The 13445-nt window shown below is 70.4% G+C and carries 20 protein-coding genes; 18 read left to right on the top strand and 2 right to left on the bottom strand.

Annotation, left to right across the window (positions count from 1 at the left end):
* Nucleotides 1–131 precede the first annotated feature (131 nt).
* Nucleotides 132–1058: a LysR family transcriptional regulator gene (locus tag Sfr03f_RS17660; RefSeq protein ID WP_108954823.1), complete on the top strand. Its 927-nt coding sequence runs from the start codon at nucleotides 132–134 to the stop codon at nucleotides 1056–1058.
* 344 nt (nucleotides 1059–1402) lie between these two features.
* Entirely contained in the window at nucleotides 1403–2785 is a 1383-nt protein-coding gene (locus Sfr03f_RS17655; protein WP_108954822.1) for an alpha-lytic protease prodomain-containing protein, read from the top strand.
* A 193-nt stretch (nucleotides 2786–2978) separates the two neighbouring features.
* On the opposite strand, the gene Sfr03f_RS17650 is transcribed toward Sfr03f_RS17655, so the two are convergent.
* Nucleotides 2979–3389: a four-helix bundle copper-binding protein gene (locus tag Sfr03f_RS17650; RefSeq protein WP_108954821.1), complete on the bottom strand. Its 411-nt coding sequence runs from the start codon at nucleotides 3387–3389 to the stop codon at nucleotides 2979–2981.
* A gap of 132 nt (nucleotides 3390–3521) precedes the next feature.
* The gene (locus Sfr03f_RS17645) at nucleotides 3522–5057 is read right to left on the bottom strand and encodes an MFS transporter (RefSeq protein ID WP_108954820.1); all 1536 of its coding nucleotides are present in this window, start codon (nucleotides 5055–5057) and stop codon (nucleotides 3522–3524) included.
* Nucleotides 5058–5144: 87 nt separating this feature from the next.
* Here Sfr03f_RS17645 and Sfr03f_RS17640 point away from each other — a divergent pair, with 87 nt between their 5' ends.
* From Sfr03f_RS17640 to Sfr03f_RS17565, 16 genes are all read left to right on the top strand, one after another.
* Nucleotides 5145–5612 carry a MarR family winged helix-turn-helix transcriptional regulator gene (locus Sfr03f_RS17640; protein ID WP_108954819.1) on the top strand — a complete coding sequence of 156 codons (468 nt, stop codon included), beginning with the start codon at nucleotides 5145–5147 and terminating at the stop codon, nucleotides 5610–5612.
* A gap of 640 nt (nucleotides 5613–6252) precedes the next feature.
* Nucleotides 6253–6561, top strand: a complete 309-nt coding sequence (gene rpsJ / locus Sfr03f_RS17635) for a 30S ribosomal protein S10 (protein ID WP_003948644.1) — start codon at nucleotides 6253–6255, stop codon at nucleotides 6559–6561.
* A gap of 17 nt (nucleotides 6562–6578) precedes the next feature.
* Nucleotides 6579–7223 carry a 50S ribosomal protein L3 gene (gene rplC, locus Sfr03f_RS17630; RefSeq protein ID WP_108954818.1) on the top strand — a complete coding sequence of 215 codons (645 nt, stop codon included), beginning with the start codon at nucleotides 6579–6581 and terminating at the stop codon, nucleotides 7221–7223.
* Nucleotides 7224–7227: 4 nt separating this feature from the next.
* Entirely contained in the window at nucleotides 7228–7875 is a 648-nt protein-coding gene (gene rplD / locus Sfr03f_RS17625) for a 50S ribosomal protein L4 (protein WP_108954817.1), read from the top strand.
* On the top strand, nucleotides 7875–8294 hold the full coding sequence (gene rplW, locus Sfr03f_RS17620; RefSeq protein WP_108954816.1) for a 50S ribosomal protein L23: 420 nt from the start codon (nucleotides 7875–7877) through the stop codon (nucleotides 8292–8294). Before rplD ends, rplW begins: the two co-directional genes overlap by 1 nt.
* Before the next feature lie 51 nt (nucleotides 8295–8345).
* Nucleotides 8346–9182 (top strand): 50S ribosomal protein L2, encoded by an 837-nt coding sequence (rplB, locus tag Sfr03f_RS17615; protein ID WP_108954815.1) that lies wholly within the window; start codon nucleotides 8346–8348, stop codon nucleotides 9180–9182.
* 12 nt (nucleotides 9183–9194) lie between these two features.
* A complete protein-coding gene (gene rpsS / locus Sfr03f_RS17610; protein ID WP_108954814.1) occupies nucleotides 9195–9476 on the top strand; it encodes a 30S ribosomal protein S19 in 282 nt (93 codons plus the stop codon).
* A 42-nt stretch (nucleotides 9477–9518) separates the two neighbouring features.
* The gene (gene rplV, locus Sfr03f_RS17605) at nucleotides 9519–9866 is read left to right on the top strand and encodes a 50S ribosomal protein L22 (RefSeq protein ID WP_108954813.1); all 348 of its coding nucleotides are present in this window, start codon (nucleotides 9519–9521) and stop codon (nucleotides 9864–9866) included.
* Nucleotides 9866–10705, top strand: a complete 840-nt coding sequence (gene rpsC / locus Sfr03f_RS17600; RefSeq protein ID WP_108954812.1) for a 30S ribosomal protein S3 — start codon at nucleotides 9866–9868, stop codon at nucleotides 10703–10705. Before rplV ends, rpsC begins: the two co-directional genes overlap by 1 nt.
* 3 nt (nucleotides 10706–10708) lie before the next feature.
* Complete coding sequence (rplP, locus tag Sfr03f_RS17595) at nucleotides 10709–11128, top strand: 50S ribosomal protein L16 (RefSeq protein ID WP_005313579.1); 420 nt, start codon at nucleotides 10709–10711, stop codon at nucleotides 11126–11128.
* Complete coding sequence (gene rpmC, locus Sfr03f_RS17590) at nucleotides 11128–11352, top strand: 50S ribosomal protein L29 (RefSeq protein WP_108954811.1); 225 nt, start codon at nucleotides 11128–11130, stop codon at nucleotides 11350–11352. Before rplP ends, rpmC begins: the two co-directional genes overlap by 1 nt.
* A complete protein-coding gene (rpsQ, locus tag Sfr03f_RS17585; RefSeq protein WP_108954810.1) occupies nucleotides 11349–11633 on the top strand; it encodes a 30S ribosomal protein S17 in 285 nt (94 codons plus the stop codon). Before rpmC ends, rpsQ begins: the two co-directional genes overlap by 4 nt.
* Before the next feature lie 170 nt (nucleotides 11634–11803).
* Entirely contained in the window at nucleotides 11804–12172 is a 369-nt protein-coding gene (gene rplN / locus Sfr03f_RS17580) for a 50S ribosomal protein L14 (protein ID WP_003956455.1), read from the top strand.
* Between the two features lie 2 nt (nucleotides 12173–12174).
* Nucleotides 12175–12486 carry a 50S ribosomal protein L24 gene (rplX, locus tag Sfr03f_RS17575; protein WP_108954809.1) on the top strand — a complete coding sequence of 104 codons (312 nt, stop codon included), beginning with the start codon at nucleotides 12175–12177 and terminating at the stop codon, nucleotides 12484–12486.
* Nucleotides 12483–13040: a 50S ribosomal protein L5 gene (gene rplE, locus Sfr03f_RS17570; RefSeq protein WP_108954808.1), complete on the top strand. Its 558-nt coding sequence runs from the start codon at nucleotides 12483–12485 to the stop codon at nucleotides 13038–13040. Before rplX ends, rplE begins: the two co-directional genes overlap by 4 nt.
* Nucleotides 13041–13045: 5 nt before the next feature.
* Nucleotides 13046–13231, top strand: a complete 186-nt coding sequence (locus Sfr03f_RS17565) for a type Z 30S ribosomal protein S14 (RefSeq protein ID WP_003956452.1) — start codon at nucleotides 13046–13048, stop codon at nucleotides 13229–13231.
* Nucleotides 13232–13445 lie beyond the last annotated feature (214 nt).

Raw genomic sequence — 13445 nt, 5'->3', positions numbered from 1 at the left:
GGCAACTCTTCACCCCGCGCCGCCCGCCGGTGACACGCCCCCGCCGGAGTTCCTCCATCCCTCCGGCGGGGGCGCCCTGCTGTGTCGCCACGGCCCTTGCACCTGCCCCGCACAGGGACCAAGCTCCCTGCATGGAGCTGGAGTTGCGGCATCTGAGAGTGATCAGGGAGATCGCCGACGCGGGCAGCCTGACCCGTGCGGCGACGGCGCTTGGGCTGTCCCAGCCGACGCTGAGCGCGCAGCTGAAGCGGATCGAGCGGACGCTGGGCGGGGCACTGTTCGAGCGCGGGCGGTTCGGGGTGCGGGCGACGCCGCTGGGGGAACTGGTGCTGGCGCGGACCCGGGTGGTGCTCCCGGCGGTGACCGAGCTCCAGCAGGAGGCCGCGCTGTTCGCCCGCTCGCGGTCCGGCCCGCGGCGGTTCCGGCTGGGCGGGACGCACGGGCCGCTGCTGGGCGGCCTGCTCGCCCGGCTGTCCGACGCGGCGCCCGGCGTACCGGTGACGACCACCACCACCTGGTCGGAACGGGAGCTGGCCGCGCTGGTCTCCGAGGGGCGGATCGACTTCGCGCTCGTCGGGGTCTGCGGGTCCGCGCATCCGCCCGCGGCGCCGCAGGTGTCCTGGCGGGAGATCGCCGTGGACGCCGTGCACGTGATGCTGCCGGCCGGCCATCCGCTGGTGGGGCGTCCGGAGATCGACCTGGCCGAGCTCGCGGGGGAGGACTGGGGGGCCGTTCCGGGGGACGGCTGCTTCGCGGACTGCTTCTCCGCGGCCTGCACCCGTGCCGGGTTCACCCCGCGGAGCCTGTTCGAGACGGACACCTCCTCCGTCGTGCACCTGGTGCAGGTCGGTCGGGCGCTGGGGCTGGCGCGGGCGACCTTCCCGCCGGCCCCGGGAATCGTGACCCGGCCGCTCGCGGGGGCGCCGCTGACCTGGCGGCACCTGCTGGCGTGGCAGGGCTCCGCGCAGCCGGCAGCCGCCGTCGACCTGGTCGTCGCGCAGGCACGCGCCGCCCACGCCGACGCCAGGGCACGTGCGGCCGGGGGCGGGGCGGGGTAGTGGCGTGGCGCCGGTGGTGCGGCGTGGGCAGGGGGTGCGGGGCGCGGCCGGGGGCGCGGCGCGGGTGGCGCGGGGGGCGCGTGACGCCTAGGCGGCGCGTGAGGCCCAGGTCGCTCGGAAGCGGGCGGCGGGGCGCGGCGTAGGGGCCGGGTGGTGGCGTGGCGCCGGTGGCGCGGCGCATGGACGGGGGCGCGGCGCAGGTGGCGGGGCAGGGGGCGATCCATAGCTCCGCGGGAGGGGGTCGGGCGGAGGCTGACGCGGGCACGGGCCGCGGCCGTACGGTCTCGGCAGTCCCGCACTCCCCGCACGGCTCCTGCCCCACCTCCCACCCGTAGGAGACCTCCATGCCCAAGCTCTCCCCGGCCGCCGGCACCGCGGCCCTGCTCGCCGCCGGCACGCTGGTGCTGTCCGGCCTGGTCGGCACCGCGGCCGCCCGGCCGACCGTCCCGTCCGTGCCGCACGCTCCCTCGGCCGCCGAGACCCTCCAGGCCGACCGGGCCCCGGCCGGACTTCTCGAGGCGCTCCGGCGCGACCTCGGCCTGACCGCCGAGCAGACGCGGCGGCGCCTGGCCAACGAGGCCGAGGCGGGCGCGACGCTCGGCCGGCTGCGCCTGGAGCTCGGCGCGGACCACGCCGGCTCCTGGGTGGCCGGCGCGGAATCCGGCACGCTCACGGTCGCCACCACCGACCGCTCCGACGTCGAGGTCATCGAGCGGGCCGGCGCCAGGGCCGTCGTCGTGGACCGCTCGCTGGGAGAGCTGGAGGCGGCCAGGACCCGTCTCGACCGGGCCGCCCGGACGTCCGCCGCGGCCCTGGACGCCCCGGTCCGCTACGTCGACCCGAAGCGCAACAAGGTCGTCGTCGAGGCCGTCGACCCGGCCGCGGCCGCGAAGCTGGTCGAGGCGGCGGGCGTGGACCCGGCGGCCGTCGCGGTGGTCCGGACCGCGGAACGCCCCCGCACCTACTACGACCTGCGCGGCGGCGACGCCTACTACATGGGCGGCGGCGGTCGATGTTCGATCGGCTTCCCGGTGACCCGGTCCGCCACCCAGGGCTTCGTCACCGCCGGTCACTGCGGCACGGCCGGCCAGTCCACCTCCGGCTACAACCAGGTCGCCCAGGGGACCTTCCAGGGCTCCACCTTCCCCGGCCGGGACATGGCCTGGGTGGCGGTCAACGCCAACTGGACGGCGACCGCGACCGTGGCGAGCTCCAGTTCCCAGGTGGCGGGCTCCACGCAGGCGGCCGTGGGCGCGTCGATCTGCCGCTCCGGGTCCACCACCGGCTGGCGCTGCGGCACCGTGCAGCAGCACAACACCAGCGTCACCTACCAGGAGGGCACCGTCTCGGGCGTGACGCGTACCTCGGTGTGCGCCGAACCGGGCGACTCCGGCGGCTCGTTCATCTCCGGCAGCCAGGCGCAGGGCGTCACCTCCGGCGGAAGCGGCAACTGCTCGTCCGGCGGGACCACCTACTACTACCCGGTCAACCCGATCCTCTCCGCGTACGGGCTGACGCTGAAGACCGCCGGCCCGACCACGCCGCCCACCACCCCGCCGACCACCCCGCCCGACCAGGGCTCCACCACCTGGGCGGCGGGCACCGTCTACCAGCCGGGCGCGACCGTGACCTACGGCGGCGTGACCTACCGGTGCCTGCAGCAGCACCAGGCGCAGGGCGGCTGGGAGCCGCCGAACGTGCCCGCCCTGTGGCAGCGGGTCGCCTGAGCCGTCCGCCGAGGCTCTCCCACCGCGACGGTCGCCGCCGTGGCCCCGTCCCTCCCGCCCCCGCCGGAGCCCTCCACCTCCGGCGGGGGTGCTCCGCGTGCCGGGTGCGGCTCCGTCGAACCGGCGCGCAGCCCCCACCGGGCCGCCCGGGCAGACCGGGCCGCCCGGGCCGGCGGGGCGCGGCGGCGGGGCGTCAGCCGAGGGCCGCGAGCAGCGCCTCGCAGGCGTCCTCGCAGGAGCGGCAGGCCTCGGCGCAGAGTTGGCAGTGGTCGTGCTGGGTGTGCTGGGCGCACTCCTCGCCGCAGGCCCGGCAGGCCGCGGCGCACGCGGTGAGCATGGTCCGGGTGACCTCGGCGTCCGAGCCGGTGTGCCGGGACAGGACCCGGGCCGTGGCGCCGCAGACGTCGGCGCAGTCCAGGTCGGAGCGGACGCAGGTGGCGAGCTCGTCGACCATGTCCTCGGAGAGACACGCGTCCGCGCACGCCGTGCACACCTGGTCGCAGGACACGCACGCCTCGACGCAGGCGGTGAGTGCCTCCCGGTCCACGCCGCCGAGCGCCGAGGGGTAGGCGTCGAGCATCTCCTTGACCTTGAGCGTGGTCATGCGGTCACTCTCCTTCCGCTGGTCACCCTGGCCGGGTGGGCGGATCGAGGCGGAGCAAACCTGGACGCGGGAGGGCGGCGGGCACCTCGCCCGCCGCCCTCCCGCGACCCGCGTCCCGGTGTCGCGCCCCGCTCAGTGGGCGGCGGCCGGCGCCTGGGGTCCGCGGCCGCGGGCTGCCGGGCCGGTGGTGACCAGCAGACCGGCCACGACGGCGGCGAGCAGCATCGCCCCGACGCCCCACCACAGCGCGTGGGTGAACCCGTGCACCATGGCCTCCTGAGCCAGTCGCGCCTTGCCGCCCGGACCGGGCCGGTGCTCGCCCAGGTAGGTGCCGGTGGCCGAGGTGGCGAGCGTGTTGAGCAGGGCCGTGCCGAGCGAACCGCCCACCTGCTGCGCGGTGTTGACCGTGGCCGAGGTGACGCCGGCGTCCTGCGGCCGGACGCCCGCCGTCGCGGTGGAGAAGACCGGCATGAAGGTCAGACCCATGCCGAGGCCCAGCAGCAGCATGCCCGGCAGGACGTGCGTCGCGTACGCGGAGTCGACCTCCAGGAAGGTCAGCCAGCTCAGGCCGGCCGCGCCGAGGACCATGCCGGGGACCATCAGCATCCGCGGCGGGGTGCTCGGCAGCAGGCGCGCCGAGATCTGCGTCGAGCCGATCATGATCGCCGCGGACATCGGCAGGAACGCCAGACCGGTCCTGACGGGGGAGTACCCGAGGATGCCCTGCAGGTAGTACGTCATGAAGAGGAACACGCCGAACATGCCGATGGTGGCCAGGCCCATGGTGAGGAAGCTGCCCGCGCGGTTGCGGTCGGCGAGCACCCGCAGCGGCAGCAGCGGGGTGGCGGCCCGGGACTGCCAGAGTCCGAAGCAGACGAGCAGCAGCGCGCCGCCGATCAGCAGCGTCAGCACCATGGAGTCGCTCCAGCCCCGCGCCTCGGCCTCCGAGAACCCGTACACCACGGCGACCAGACCGCCGCAGCCGAGCAGCACGCCGGGCACGTCCAGCCGCGCCTCGCGGTGGCCGGGCCGGTCGTGCAGCAGGACCAGCGCGCCGATCACCGCGACCACGGCGATCGGGATGTTGACGTACAGGCACCAGCGCCAGTCCAGGTACTCGGTGAGGATGCCGCCGAGCAGCAGGCCGATCGCGCCGCCCGCGCCGGCCAGCGCGCCGTAGATGCCGAACGCCTTGCCGCGCTCCCGCGGGTCGGTGAAGGTGGTGGTCATCAGGGAGAGCGCGCTGGGGGCGAGCAGCGCGCCGAACGCGCCCTGCAGGGCACGGGCCGCGAACAGCATCCCGGACGTCTGGGCCGCCCCGCCGATCGCGGAGGCCACCGCGAAGCCGATCAGGCCGATCACGAAGGTGCGCTTGCGGCCGACCAGGTCGGCGACCCGGCCGCCGAGCAGCAGCAGACCGCCGAAGGCGAGGGTGTAGGCGGTGATCATCCACTGGCGGTCGCCGTCGGATATCTCCAGCGCCTTCTGCGCCGAGGGCATCGCGATGTTCACGATGGTCGCGTCGAGCACCACCATCAGCTGGGCCAGGGCGATGACCACCAGGCCCCACCAGCGGCGGGGGTCGGGCGCGCCGTCGGCGCCGCCGGGGGCGGCGGGCGACGCGGTCCGTGTCGTTCCCGTGGACGCGGGGAATGAGGGTTCGCTCATGGCGAGGACGTGGCTCCTTCGAGGGATTTCATCAGCTCAGCAGATCATCAGTAGTGCTGAACATCAGTGAAGGATACGCTCATTCCCATGAAGGACGCGCCTCTTCTGTCGCACCGCATCGGCTACCTGCTGAAGCAGGCCCAGGGCCGCCTGTCCGCCGAGCTGGGGGAGGCGCTGGCGCCGTTCCGCCTCCACCCGCGTGAGCTGGCGGTCCTCGCGGTCATCCACGCGTCGGGGGAGCAGCCTTCGCAGATGGAGCTCGCGGAGTGGATCTGCCTGGACCGCACCAGCATGGTCGGCGCGATCGACTCGCTGGAGCGCAACGGGTACGTGGAGCGGCGCCGCAGCGACCAGGACCGGCGGCGCAACGTCATCACCCTCACGCCGGAGGGCGAACGGTGCCTGGCCGAGGCCGAACAGGCACGTGAACGCGTGGAGCGTTCCTTCCTCGCCCCGCTGGACCCGCAGGCCGCGGCGGCCCTGGTCGACGCCCTCGCCACCCTGCACCGCGCCCACGGCGCCGGGCCGGCCACGCATCCGGGGTGCCCCGGGTGAGCCGGGTTGCCCCGCGGCCGTCCCGTCCCGGCCGGGCGTCCACCCCGCGCTTCACCCGATCGGGCATGATCCGCGCCACATTCGGCGGGGGTCGCCGCGCCCGCGGCCCCGCAGGTCCGGCGACGGGGGAGCGGGCAGCCGTGGCGACGGGGCCGCGGATGGGCCGACCGTGTCCCGCGAAACCCCGCTGACCTGCGCTTTCGAACGGACCGTGCGCGACACGGCACCCTTGGGTTTGACGTGCTCGTCGTGCCGGGTACTCTCTTCCGCCCGATTGGCCAGGCTCGTCTGCCGTATGGCACACTAGCCAAGTTGCTCGGTCGAGTGTTGATGTCGCACGCCTCCCGCCGGGAGGACCGGAAGCGAGTCCCACAGTACTCGTCAGTCCCGCGTGGGCTGGAAGTACGGGAATCTTCCGGGAAGTGTCGGCGCAGCTCCGGCCAGGCACCCGGTGGGCCTTCCGCTCCCGGTTCCGCGGCAGCGAGCCGCACTCCCATCACCTTCTGGTAGGGAATTCCGATCCGTTCGGGACTTCGTATCGACGGGAGCGCGACACGCCCGACCGCGTGGGTCGGCGAAGAGGGTCCAGCAAACCCACTGGGTTCCAGAGCGTTACTAGAGACAGGACTACTGAGTAGCCATGGCGGGACAGAAGATCCGCATCCGGCTCAAGGCCTACGACCACGAGGTCATCGACTCCTCTGCGAAGAAGATCGTCGAGACGGTGACTCGCACTGGTGCGTCGGTCGCGGGCCCGGTGCCGCTGCCCACTGAGAAGAACGTGTACTGCGTCATCAAGTCGCCGCACAAGTACAAGGACTCGCGCGAGCACTTCGAGATGCGCACGCACAAGCGCCTGATCGACATTCTCGACCCGACTCCGAAGACCGTTGACTCCCTGATGCGACTCGACCTCCCGGCCGGTGTCGACATCGAGATCAAGCTCTGAAGGCCGGTGATCTGAGAATGGCTAAGCAGATCAAGGGCATCCTGGGCGAGAAGCTCGGCATGACGCAGGTGTGGGACGCGAACAACCGCGTCGTCCCGGTCACCGTCGTCAAGGCCGGCCCCAACGTCGTCACCCAGGTCCGCACGAACGACGCCGACGGTTACGAGTCGGTCCAGATCGCCTTCGGCGAGATCGACCCGCGCAAGGTGAACAAGCCCCTCAAGGGCCACTTCGCCAAGGCCGACGTCACTCCCCGCCGCCACCTCGTCGAGATCCGTACCTCGGACGCTTCCGAGTACACCCTCGGCCAGGAGATCACCGCCGAGGTGTTCGAGGCCGGCATCAAGGTCGACGTGACCGGCAAGAGCAAGGGCAAGGGCTTCGCCGGTGTCATGAAGCGTCACAACTTCCGTGGCGGCAAGGCCTCGCACGGTGCCCACCGCGTGCACCGCAAGCCCGGTTCGATCGGTGGCTGCGCCACCCCGGGCCGCGTCTTCAAGGGCATGCGCATGGCTGGCCGTATGGGCAACGAGCGCGTGACCACCCAGAACCTGACCGTCCACGCCGTTGACGCGGAGAAGGGTCTGCTGCTCATCAAGGGCGCGGTTCCCGGTCCGAACGGCGGCCTCGTCCTGGTCCGCACCGCGGCCAAGGGGGCCTGAGGTAATGAGCACTGTTGACATCCTTTCGCCGGTGGGCGACAAGGCCGGTACCGTCGAGCTCCCCGCGGAGATCTTCGACGCCAAGGTCAGCATCCCGCTGATCCACCAGGTCGTCGTCGCGCAGCTGGCCGCTGCCCGTCAGGGCACGCACAAGACCAAGACCCGCGCCGAGGTCCGTGGTGGTGGCCGCAAGCCGTACCGCCAGAAGGGCACCGGTCGCGCCCGTCAGGGTTCGACCCGCGCGCCCCAGTTCGCCGGTGGTGGCGTCGTGCACGGTCCCGTGCCGCGTGACTACTCGCAGCGGACCCCCAAGAAGATGAAGGCCGCCGCCCTGCGTGGCGCCCTCACCGACCGGGCGCGTCACAACCGCATCCACGTCGTCTCCGGCGTGGTCGAGGGTGCCGCCTCCACGAAGGCCGCGAAGTCGCTGTTCGGCAAAATCTCGGAGCGCAAGAACCTGCTCCTGGTCGTCGACCGCGCCGACGAGGCCGCGTGGCTGTCCGCCCGCAACCTGCCCCAGGTCCACATCCTGGAGCCGGGCCAGCTGAACACGTACGACGTTCTCGTCTCGGACGACGTGGTCTTCACCAAGGCCGCTTTCGAGTCCTTCGTGTCCGGCGGCCAGGCCGTCACCGAAGGGAGCGAGGCCTGATGGCTACGCGTCACCCGAGCATCGCCTCGAAGGCTGCGAAGGCCGCCAAGGCCACGCGCGTCGCCAAGGCGCGCCGCCACGCCGCCGAGGGCAAGAACACCGTCGTCACCCCGGCCAGCAAGGCGTACACGGACCCCCGTGACGTGCTGCTGAAGCCGGTCGTGTCGGAGAAGAGCTACGCGCTCATCGACGAGAACAAGTACACGTTCCTCGTCGACACGCGGGCCAACAAGACCCAGATCAAGCAGGCCGTGCAGTCGGTCTTCTCGGTCAAGGTCACCGGGGTCAACACGATCAACCGCCAGGGCAAGCGCAAGCGGACCCGCACCGGGTTCGGCAAGCGTCCCGACACCAAGCGCGCGATCGTAACCCTCGCTGAGGGCGACCGTATCGACATCTTCGGCGGTCCGACCGCCTGACGGCGGTCGGGATCGTCCAGATTTCGGATTACTTCCGAGGACTGAGAGACAATGGGTATCCGCAAGTACAAGCCGACGACTCCGGGCCGTCGTGGCTCCAGCGTCGCCGACTTCGTCGAGGTCACGCGGTCCACGCCGGAGAAGTCGCTGGTCCGCCCGCTGCACAGCAAGGGCGGCCGTAACAACGCCGGTCGTGTGACCGTTCGCCACCAGGGTGGTGGCCACAAGCGCGCCTACCGCGTGATCGACTTCCGTCGTCACGACAAGGACGGCGTGCCCGCGAAGGTCGCGCACATCGAGTACGACCCCAACCGCACCGCGCGCATCGCGCTGCTGCACTACGCGGACGGCGAGAAGCGCTACATCCTCGCGCCGCGCAACCTGCAGCAGGGCGACCGCGTCGAGAACGGTCCCGGGGCCGACATCAAGCCGGGCAACAACCTGGCGATCCGCAACATCCCGGTCGGTACCACGATCCACGCGATCGAGCTCCGTCCGGGCGGCGGCGCCAAGTTCGCCCGCTCCGCCGGCGCCTCGGTGCAGCTGCTCGCGAAGGAGGGCACCATGGCCCACCTCCGCATGCCTTCCGGTGAGATCCGCCTGGTCGACGTGCGCTGCCGCGCCACCATCGGCGAGGTCGGCAACGCCGAGCAGAGCAACATCAACTGGGGCAAGGCCGGCCGCAAGCGGTGGCTGGGCGTTCGCCCGACCGTCCGTGGTGTCGTCATGAACCCGGTCGACCACCCGCACGGTGGTGGTGAAGGCCGTACCTCCGGTGGCCGTCACCCCGTCTCCCCGTGGGGCAAGAAGGAAGGTCGTACTCGTTCGCCCAAGAAGGCGTCGAACAAGTACATCGTCCGCCGCCGCAAGACGAACAAGAAGCGCTAGGAGCGGGTTTAGATGCCGCGTAGTCTCAAGAAGGGGCCCTTCGTCGACGACCACCTCATGAAGAAGGTGGATGTCCAGAACGAAGCCGGCACCAAGAACGTCATCAAGACCTGGTCCCGTCGCTCGATGATCGTCCCGGCCATGCTCGGCCACACGATCGCGGTGCACAACGGCAAGACCCACATCCCGGTGTTTGTCACCGAGTCCATGGTCGGCCACAAGCTCGGCGAGTTCTCGCCGACGCGCACCTTCCGGGGTCACGTCAAGGACGACCGGAAGTCGAAGCGCCGCTAAGCGGGGCTGTGAAAGACCATGACAGACACTGAAGGGACAACCATGGAAGCCAGGGCCCAGGCGCGGTACATCCGCGTCACGCCCATGAAGGCCCGCCGAGTGGTGGACCTTATCCGTGGCATGGACGCCACGGAGGCTCAGGCGGTCCTGCGTTTCGCCCCGCAGGCCGCGAGCGTGCCGGTCGGCAAGGTGCTGGACAGCGCCATCGCCAACGCCGCGCACAACTACGACCACACCGATTCGTCGAGCCTGTACGTCTCCGAGGCGTACGTCGACGAGGGCCCGACTCTGAAGCGGTTCCGTCCGCGCGCCCAGGGCCGCGCCTACCGGATCCGCAAGCGGACCAGCCACATCACCGTGGTCGTCAGCAGCAAGGAAGGAACCCGGTAATGGGCCAGAAGGTTAACCCGCATGGGTTCCGGCTCGGTGTCACGACCGACTTCAAGTCGCGTTGGTACGCCGACAAGCTGTACAAGGACTACGTCAAGGAAGACGTCGCCATCCGTCGGATGATGACGTCCGGCATGGAGCGCGCCGGCATCTCCAAGGTCGAGATCGAGCGAACCCGTGACCGCGTGCGTGTGGACATCCACACCGCTCGTCCGGGCATCGTCATCGGCCGCCGTGGCGCCGAGGCCGACCGCATCCGCGGCGACCTCGAGAAGCTCACCGGCAAGCAGGTCCAGCTGAACATCCTCGAGGTCAAGAACCCCGAGACCGACGCTCAGCTCGTGGCCCAGGCCGTCGCCGAGCAGCTCTCCTCCCGCGTCTCCTTCCGTCGCGCCATGCGTAAGAGCATGCAGTCGGCGATGAAGGCCGGGGCCAAGGGCATCAAGATCCAGTGTGGTGGCCGTCTCGGCGGTGCCGAGATGTCGCGCTCGGAGTTCTACCGCGAGGGCCGCGTGCCCCTGCACACGCTCCGCGCCAACGTCGACTACGGCTTCTTCGAGGCCAAGACGACCTTCGGCCGCATCGGTGTGAAGGTCTGGATCTACAAGGGCGACGTCAAGAACATCGCCGAGGTCCGCGCCGAGAACGCCGCCGCCCGCGCCGGCAACCGCCCGGCCCGTGGTGGCAACGACCGCCCGGCCGGCCGTGGTGGCCGCGGTGGCGAGCGTGGCGGTCGCGGCCGCAAGCCCCAGCAGTCGGCTGCTGCCGCCGAGGCCCGCACGGCCGAGGCTCCCGCGGGCGCCGCTGCCGAGCCGAGCTCTGCCGGAAAGGAGAGCTGACCCATGCTGATCCCGCGTAGGGTCAAGCACCGCAAGCAGCACCACCCCAAGCGCCGCGGTATGGCCAAGGGCGGTACGACTGTTGCGTTCGGCGAGTACGGCATTCAGGCCATGACGCCGGCGTACGTCACCAACCGCCAGATCGAGGCCGCTCGTATCGCGATGACCCGCCACATCAAGCGTGGCGGCAAGGTCTGGATCAACATCTACCCGGACCGCCCCCTCACCAAGAAGCCCGCCGAGACCCGCATGGGTTCCGGTAAGGGTTCGCCGGAGTGGTGGGTCGCGAACGTGCACCCGGGTCGGGTCATGTTCGAGCTGTCTTACCCCAACGAGAAGATCGCCCGTGAGGCGCTGACTCGTGCGGCCCACAAGCTGCCGATGAAGTGCCGGATCGTCAAGCGCGAGGCAGGTGAAGCGTGATGTCGGCCGGTACCAAGGCGTCCGAGCTGCGCGAGCTGGGCAACGAGGAGCTTCTCGCGAAGCTCCGCGAGGCCAAGGAAGAACTGTTCAACCTCCGCTTCCAGGCGGCGACCGGACAGCTCGAGAACCACGGCCGTCTGAAGGCGGTCCGCAAGGACATCGCCCGGGTCTACACCCTCATGCGTGAGCGTGAGCTCGGCATCGAGTCGGTGGAGAACGCATGAGCGAGAACAACGTGACTGAGCAGAAGACCGAGCGCAACGCACGCAAGACCCGTGAGGGCCTGGTCGTCAGCGACAAGATGGACAAGACCGTCGTCGTCGCCGTCGAGGACCACGTGAAGCACGCGCTGTACGGCAAGGTCATCCGCCGTACGAACAAGCTCAAGGCGCATGACGAGCAGAACGCTGCCGGCATCGGCGACCGCGTCCTCCTGATGGAGACCCGGAAGCTGTCCGCCACCAAGCACTGGCGCGTCATCGAGATCCTCGAGAAGGCGAAGTAACAAGCCGGGGCCCTGCCCCAGCTGACCGGCCGGGGGGCCACCCCGCCCCCCGGCCCGGTTCCTCGCCTCTTCAGGCCAAGTAAACTCCCGCGGGGATCTCCCGCGGGTGAGTTCCGCCAGGCTCTCCGGCTCTGCTCCGGAGGGAACCGGCAGACGATCAGGAGATAGACGTGATCCAGCAGGAGTCGCGACTGCGTGTCGCCGACAACACTGGTGCGAAGGAAATCCTTTGCATCCGTGTGCTCGGTGGCTCCGGTCGCCGCTACGCGGGCATCGGTGACGTCATCGTCGCCACCGTCAAGGACGCGATCCCCGGTGGCAACGTGAAGAAGGGTGACGTCGTCAAGGCCGTCATCGTTCGCACCGTCAAGGAGCGCCGCCGCCAGGACGGCTCGTACATCCGCTTCGACGAGAACGCCGCCGTCATTCTGAAGAACGACGGCGACCCTCGTGGCACCCGTATCTTCGGCCCGGTGGGCCGTGAGCTGCGCGAGAAGAAGTTCATGAAGATCATCTCCCTCGCGCCGGAGGTGCTGTGAGCATGAAGATCAAGAAGGGCGACCTGGTCCAGGTCATCACCGGCAAGGACAAGGGCAAGCAGGGCAAGGTCGTCGCGGCCTTCCCCCGCGAGAACCGTGTCCTGGTCGAGGGTGTCAACCGGGTCAAGAAGCACACGAAGGCCGGCCCGAACCAGGCCGGCGGCATCGTGACCGTCGAGGCGCCGGTCCACGTGAGCAACGTTCAGCTCGTCGTGGAGAAGGACGGCCAGAAGGTCGTGACCCGCGTCGGTTACCGCTTCGACGAGAACGGCAACAAGATCCGCGTTGCCAAGCGGACGGGTGAGGACATCTGATGGCTACCACCACTCCGCGTCTGAAGACGAAGTACCGCGAGGAGATCGCGGGCAAGCTGCGTGACGAGTTCAAGTACGAGAACGTCATGCAGGTTCCCGGCCTCGTGAAGATCGTGGTCAACATGGGTGTGGGCGACGCCGCCCGCGACTCCAAGCTGATCGACGGCGCCATTCGCGACCTCACCACGATCACCGGTCAGAAGCCGGCCGTCACCAAGGCCCGCAAGTCCATCGCGCAGTTCAAGCTGCGTGAGGGTCAGCCGATCGGTGCCCACGTCACGCTCCGTGGCGACCGCATGTGGGAGTTCCTGGACCGCACCCTGTCGCTCGCGCTCCCGCGCATCCGCGACTTCCGTGGTCTGTCCCCCAAGCAGTTCGACGGCCGTGGCAACTACACCTTCGGTCTCACGGAGCAGGTCATGTTCCACGAGATCGACCAGGACAAGATCGACCGCACCCGAGGCATGGACATCACCGTGGTGACCACGGCTGCCAACGACGCTGAGGGCCGTGCGCTCCTCCGTCACCTCGGCTTCCCGTTCAAGGAGGCGTGAGCGAGATGGCGAAGAAGGCTCTCATCGCGAAGGCTGCTCGCAAGCCCAAGTTCGGTGTGCGCGCGTACACCCGCTGCCAGCGCTGCGGCCGTCCGCACTCCGTGTACCGCAAGTTCGGCCTCTGCCGCGTGTGCCTCCGTGAGATGGCTCACCGTGGCGAGCTGCCGGGCGTGACCAAGAGCTCCTGGTAAATCCCCATTTGGGGATCCCGGGCTCTCGGTAAGCAGGCCGGTCCGGCAGGCGACCCGCCACACATGGCTTAGGCTGGTGTGGTTGGGCGCTTGCCGTGCCCGGCCGTCCGCGGGGCACGGTCCCGCTCAATGACGCTTACTACGCCGTAGGTCCACCGCGCCGCACCCGTCCCGTCTCGGATCGGGGAGAGGGATGGCGCACCAGGAAACCCCG

It is taken from the genome of Streptomyces fragilis (assembly GCF_003112515.1).
Classification (GTDB): domain Bacteria; phylum Actinomycetota; class Actinomycetes; order Streptomycetales; family Streptomycetaceae; genus Streptomyces; species Streptomyces fragilis.
This window is presented reverse-complemented; position numbering and strand designations above follow the sequence as displayed.

Bases quoted from the DNA above. Each gene is read 5' to 3' on its own strand.
- Sfr03f_RS17660 (WP_108954823.1), top strand. From the start codon at position 132: ATGGAGCTGGAGTTGCGGCATCTGAGAGTGATCAGGGAGATCGCCGAC.
- Sfr03f_RS17655 (WP_108954822.1), top strand. From the start codon at position 1,403: ATGCCCAAGCTCTCCCCGGCCGCCGGCACCGCGGCCCTGCTCGCCGCC.
- Sfr03f_RS17650 (WP_108954821.1), bottom strand. From the start codon at position 3,389: ATGACCACGCTCAAGGTCAAGGAGATGCTCGACGCCTACCCCTCGGCG.
- Sfr03f_RS17645 (WP_108954820.1), bottom strand. From the start codon at position 5,057: ATGAGCGAACCCTCATTCCCCGCGTCCACGGGAACGACACGGACCGCG.
- Sfr03f_RS17640 (WP_108954819.1), top strand. From the start codon at position 5,145: ATGAAGGACGCGCCTCTTCTGTCGCACCGCATCGGCTACCTGCTGAAG.
- rpsJ (WP_003948644.1), top strand. From the start codon at position 6,253: ATGGCGGGACAGAAGATCCGCATCCGGCTCAAGGCCTACGACCACGAG.
- rplC (WP_108954818.1), top strand. From the start codon at position 6,579: ATGGCTAAGCAGATCAAGGGCATCCTGGGCGAGAAGCTCGGCATGACG.
- rplD (WP_108954817.1), top strand. From the start codon at position 7,228: ATGAGCACTGTTGACATCCTTTCGCCGGTGGGCGACAAGGCCGGTACC.
- rplW (WP_108954816.1), top strand. From the start codon at position 7,875: ATGGCTACGCGTCACCCGAGCATCGCCTCGAAGGCTGCGAAGGCCGCC.
- rplB (WP_108954815.1), top strand. From the start codon at position 8,346: ATGGGTATCCGCAAGTACAAGCCGACGACTCCGGGCCGTCGTGGCTCC.
- rpsS (WP_108954814.1), top strand. From the start codon at position 9,195: ATGCCGCGTAGTCTCAAGAAGGGGCCCTTCGTCGACGACCACCTCATG.
- rplV (WP_108954813.1), top strand. From the start codon at position 9,519: ATGGAAGCCAGGGCCCAGGCGCGGTACATCCGCGTCACGCCCATGAAG.
- rpsC (WP_108954812.1), top strand. From the start codon at position 9,866: ATGGGCCAGAAGGTTAACCCGCATGGGTTCCGGCTCGGTGTCACGACC.
- rplP (WP_005313579.1), top strand. From the start codon at position 10,709: ATGCTGATCCCGCGTAGGGTCAAGCACCGCAAGCAGCACCACCCCAAG.
- rpmC (WP_108954811.1), top strand. From the start codon at position 11,128: ATGTCGGCCGGTACCAAGGCGTCCGAGCTGCGCGAGCTGGGCAACGAG.
- rpsQ (WP_108954810.1), top strand. From the start codon at position 11,349: ATGAGCGAGAACAACGTGACTGAGCAGAAGACCGAGCGCAACGCACGC.
- rplX (WP_108954809.1), top strand. From the start codon at position 12,175: ATGAAGATCAAGAAGGGCGACCTGGTCCAGGTCATCACCGGCAAGGAC.
- Sfr03f_RS17565 (WP_003956452.1), top strand. From the start codon at position 13,046: ATGGCGAAGAAGGCTCTCATCGCGAAGGCTGCTCGCAAGCCCAAGTTC.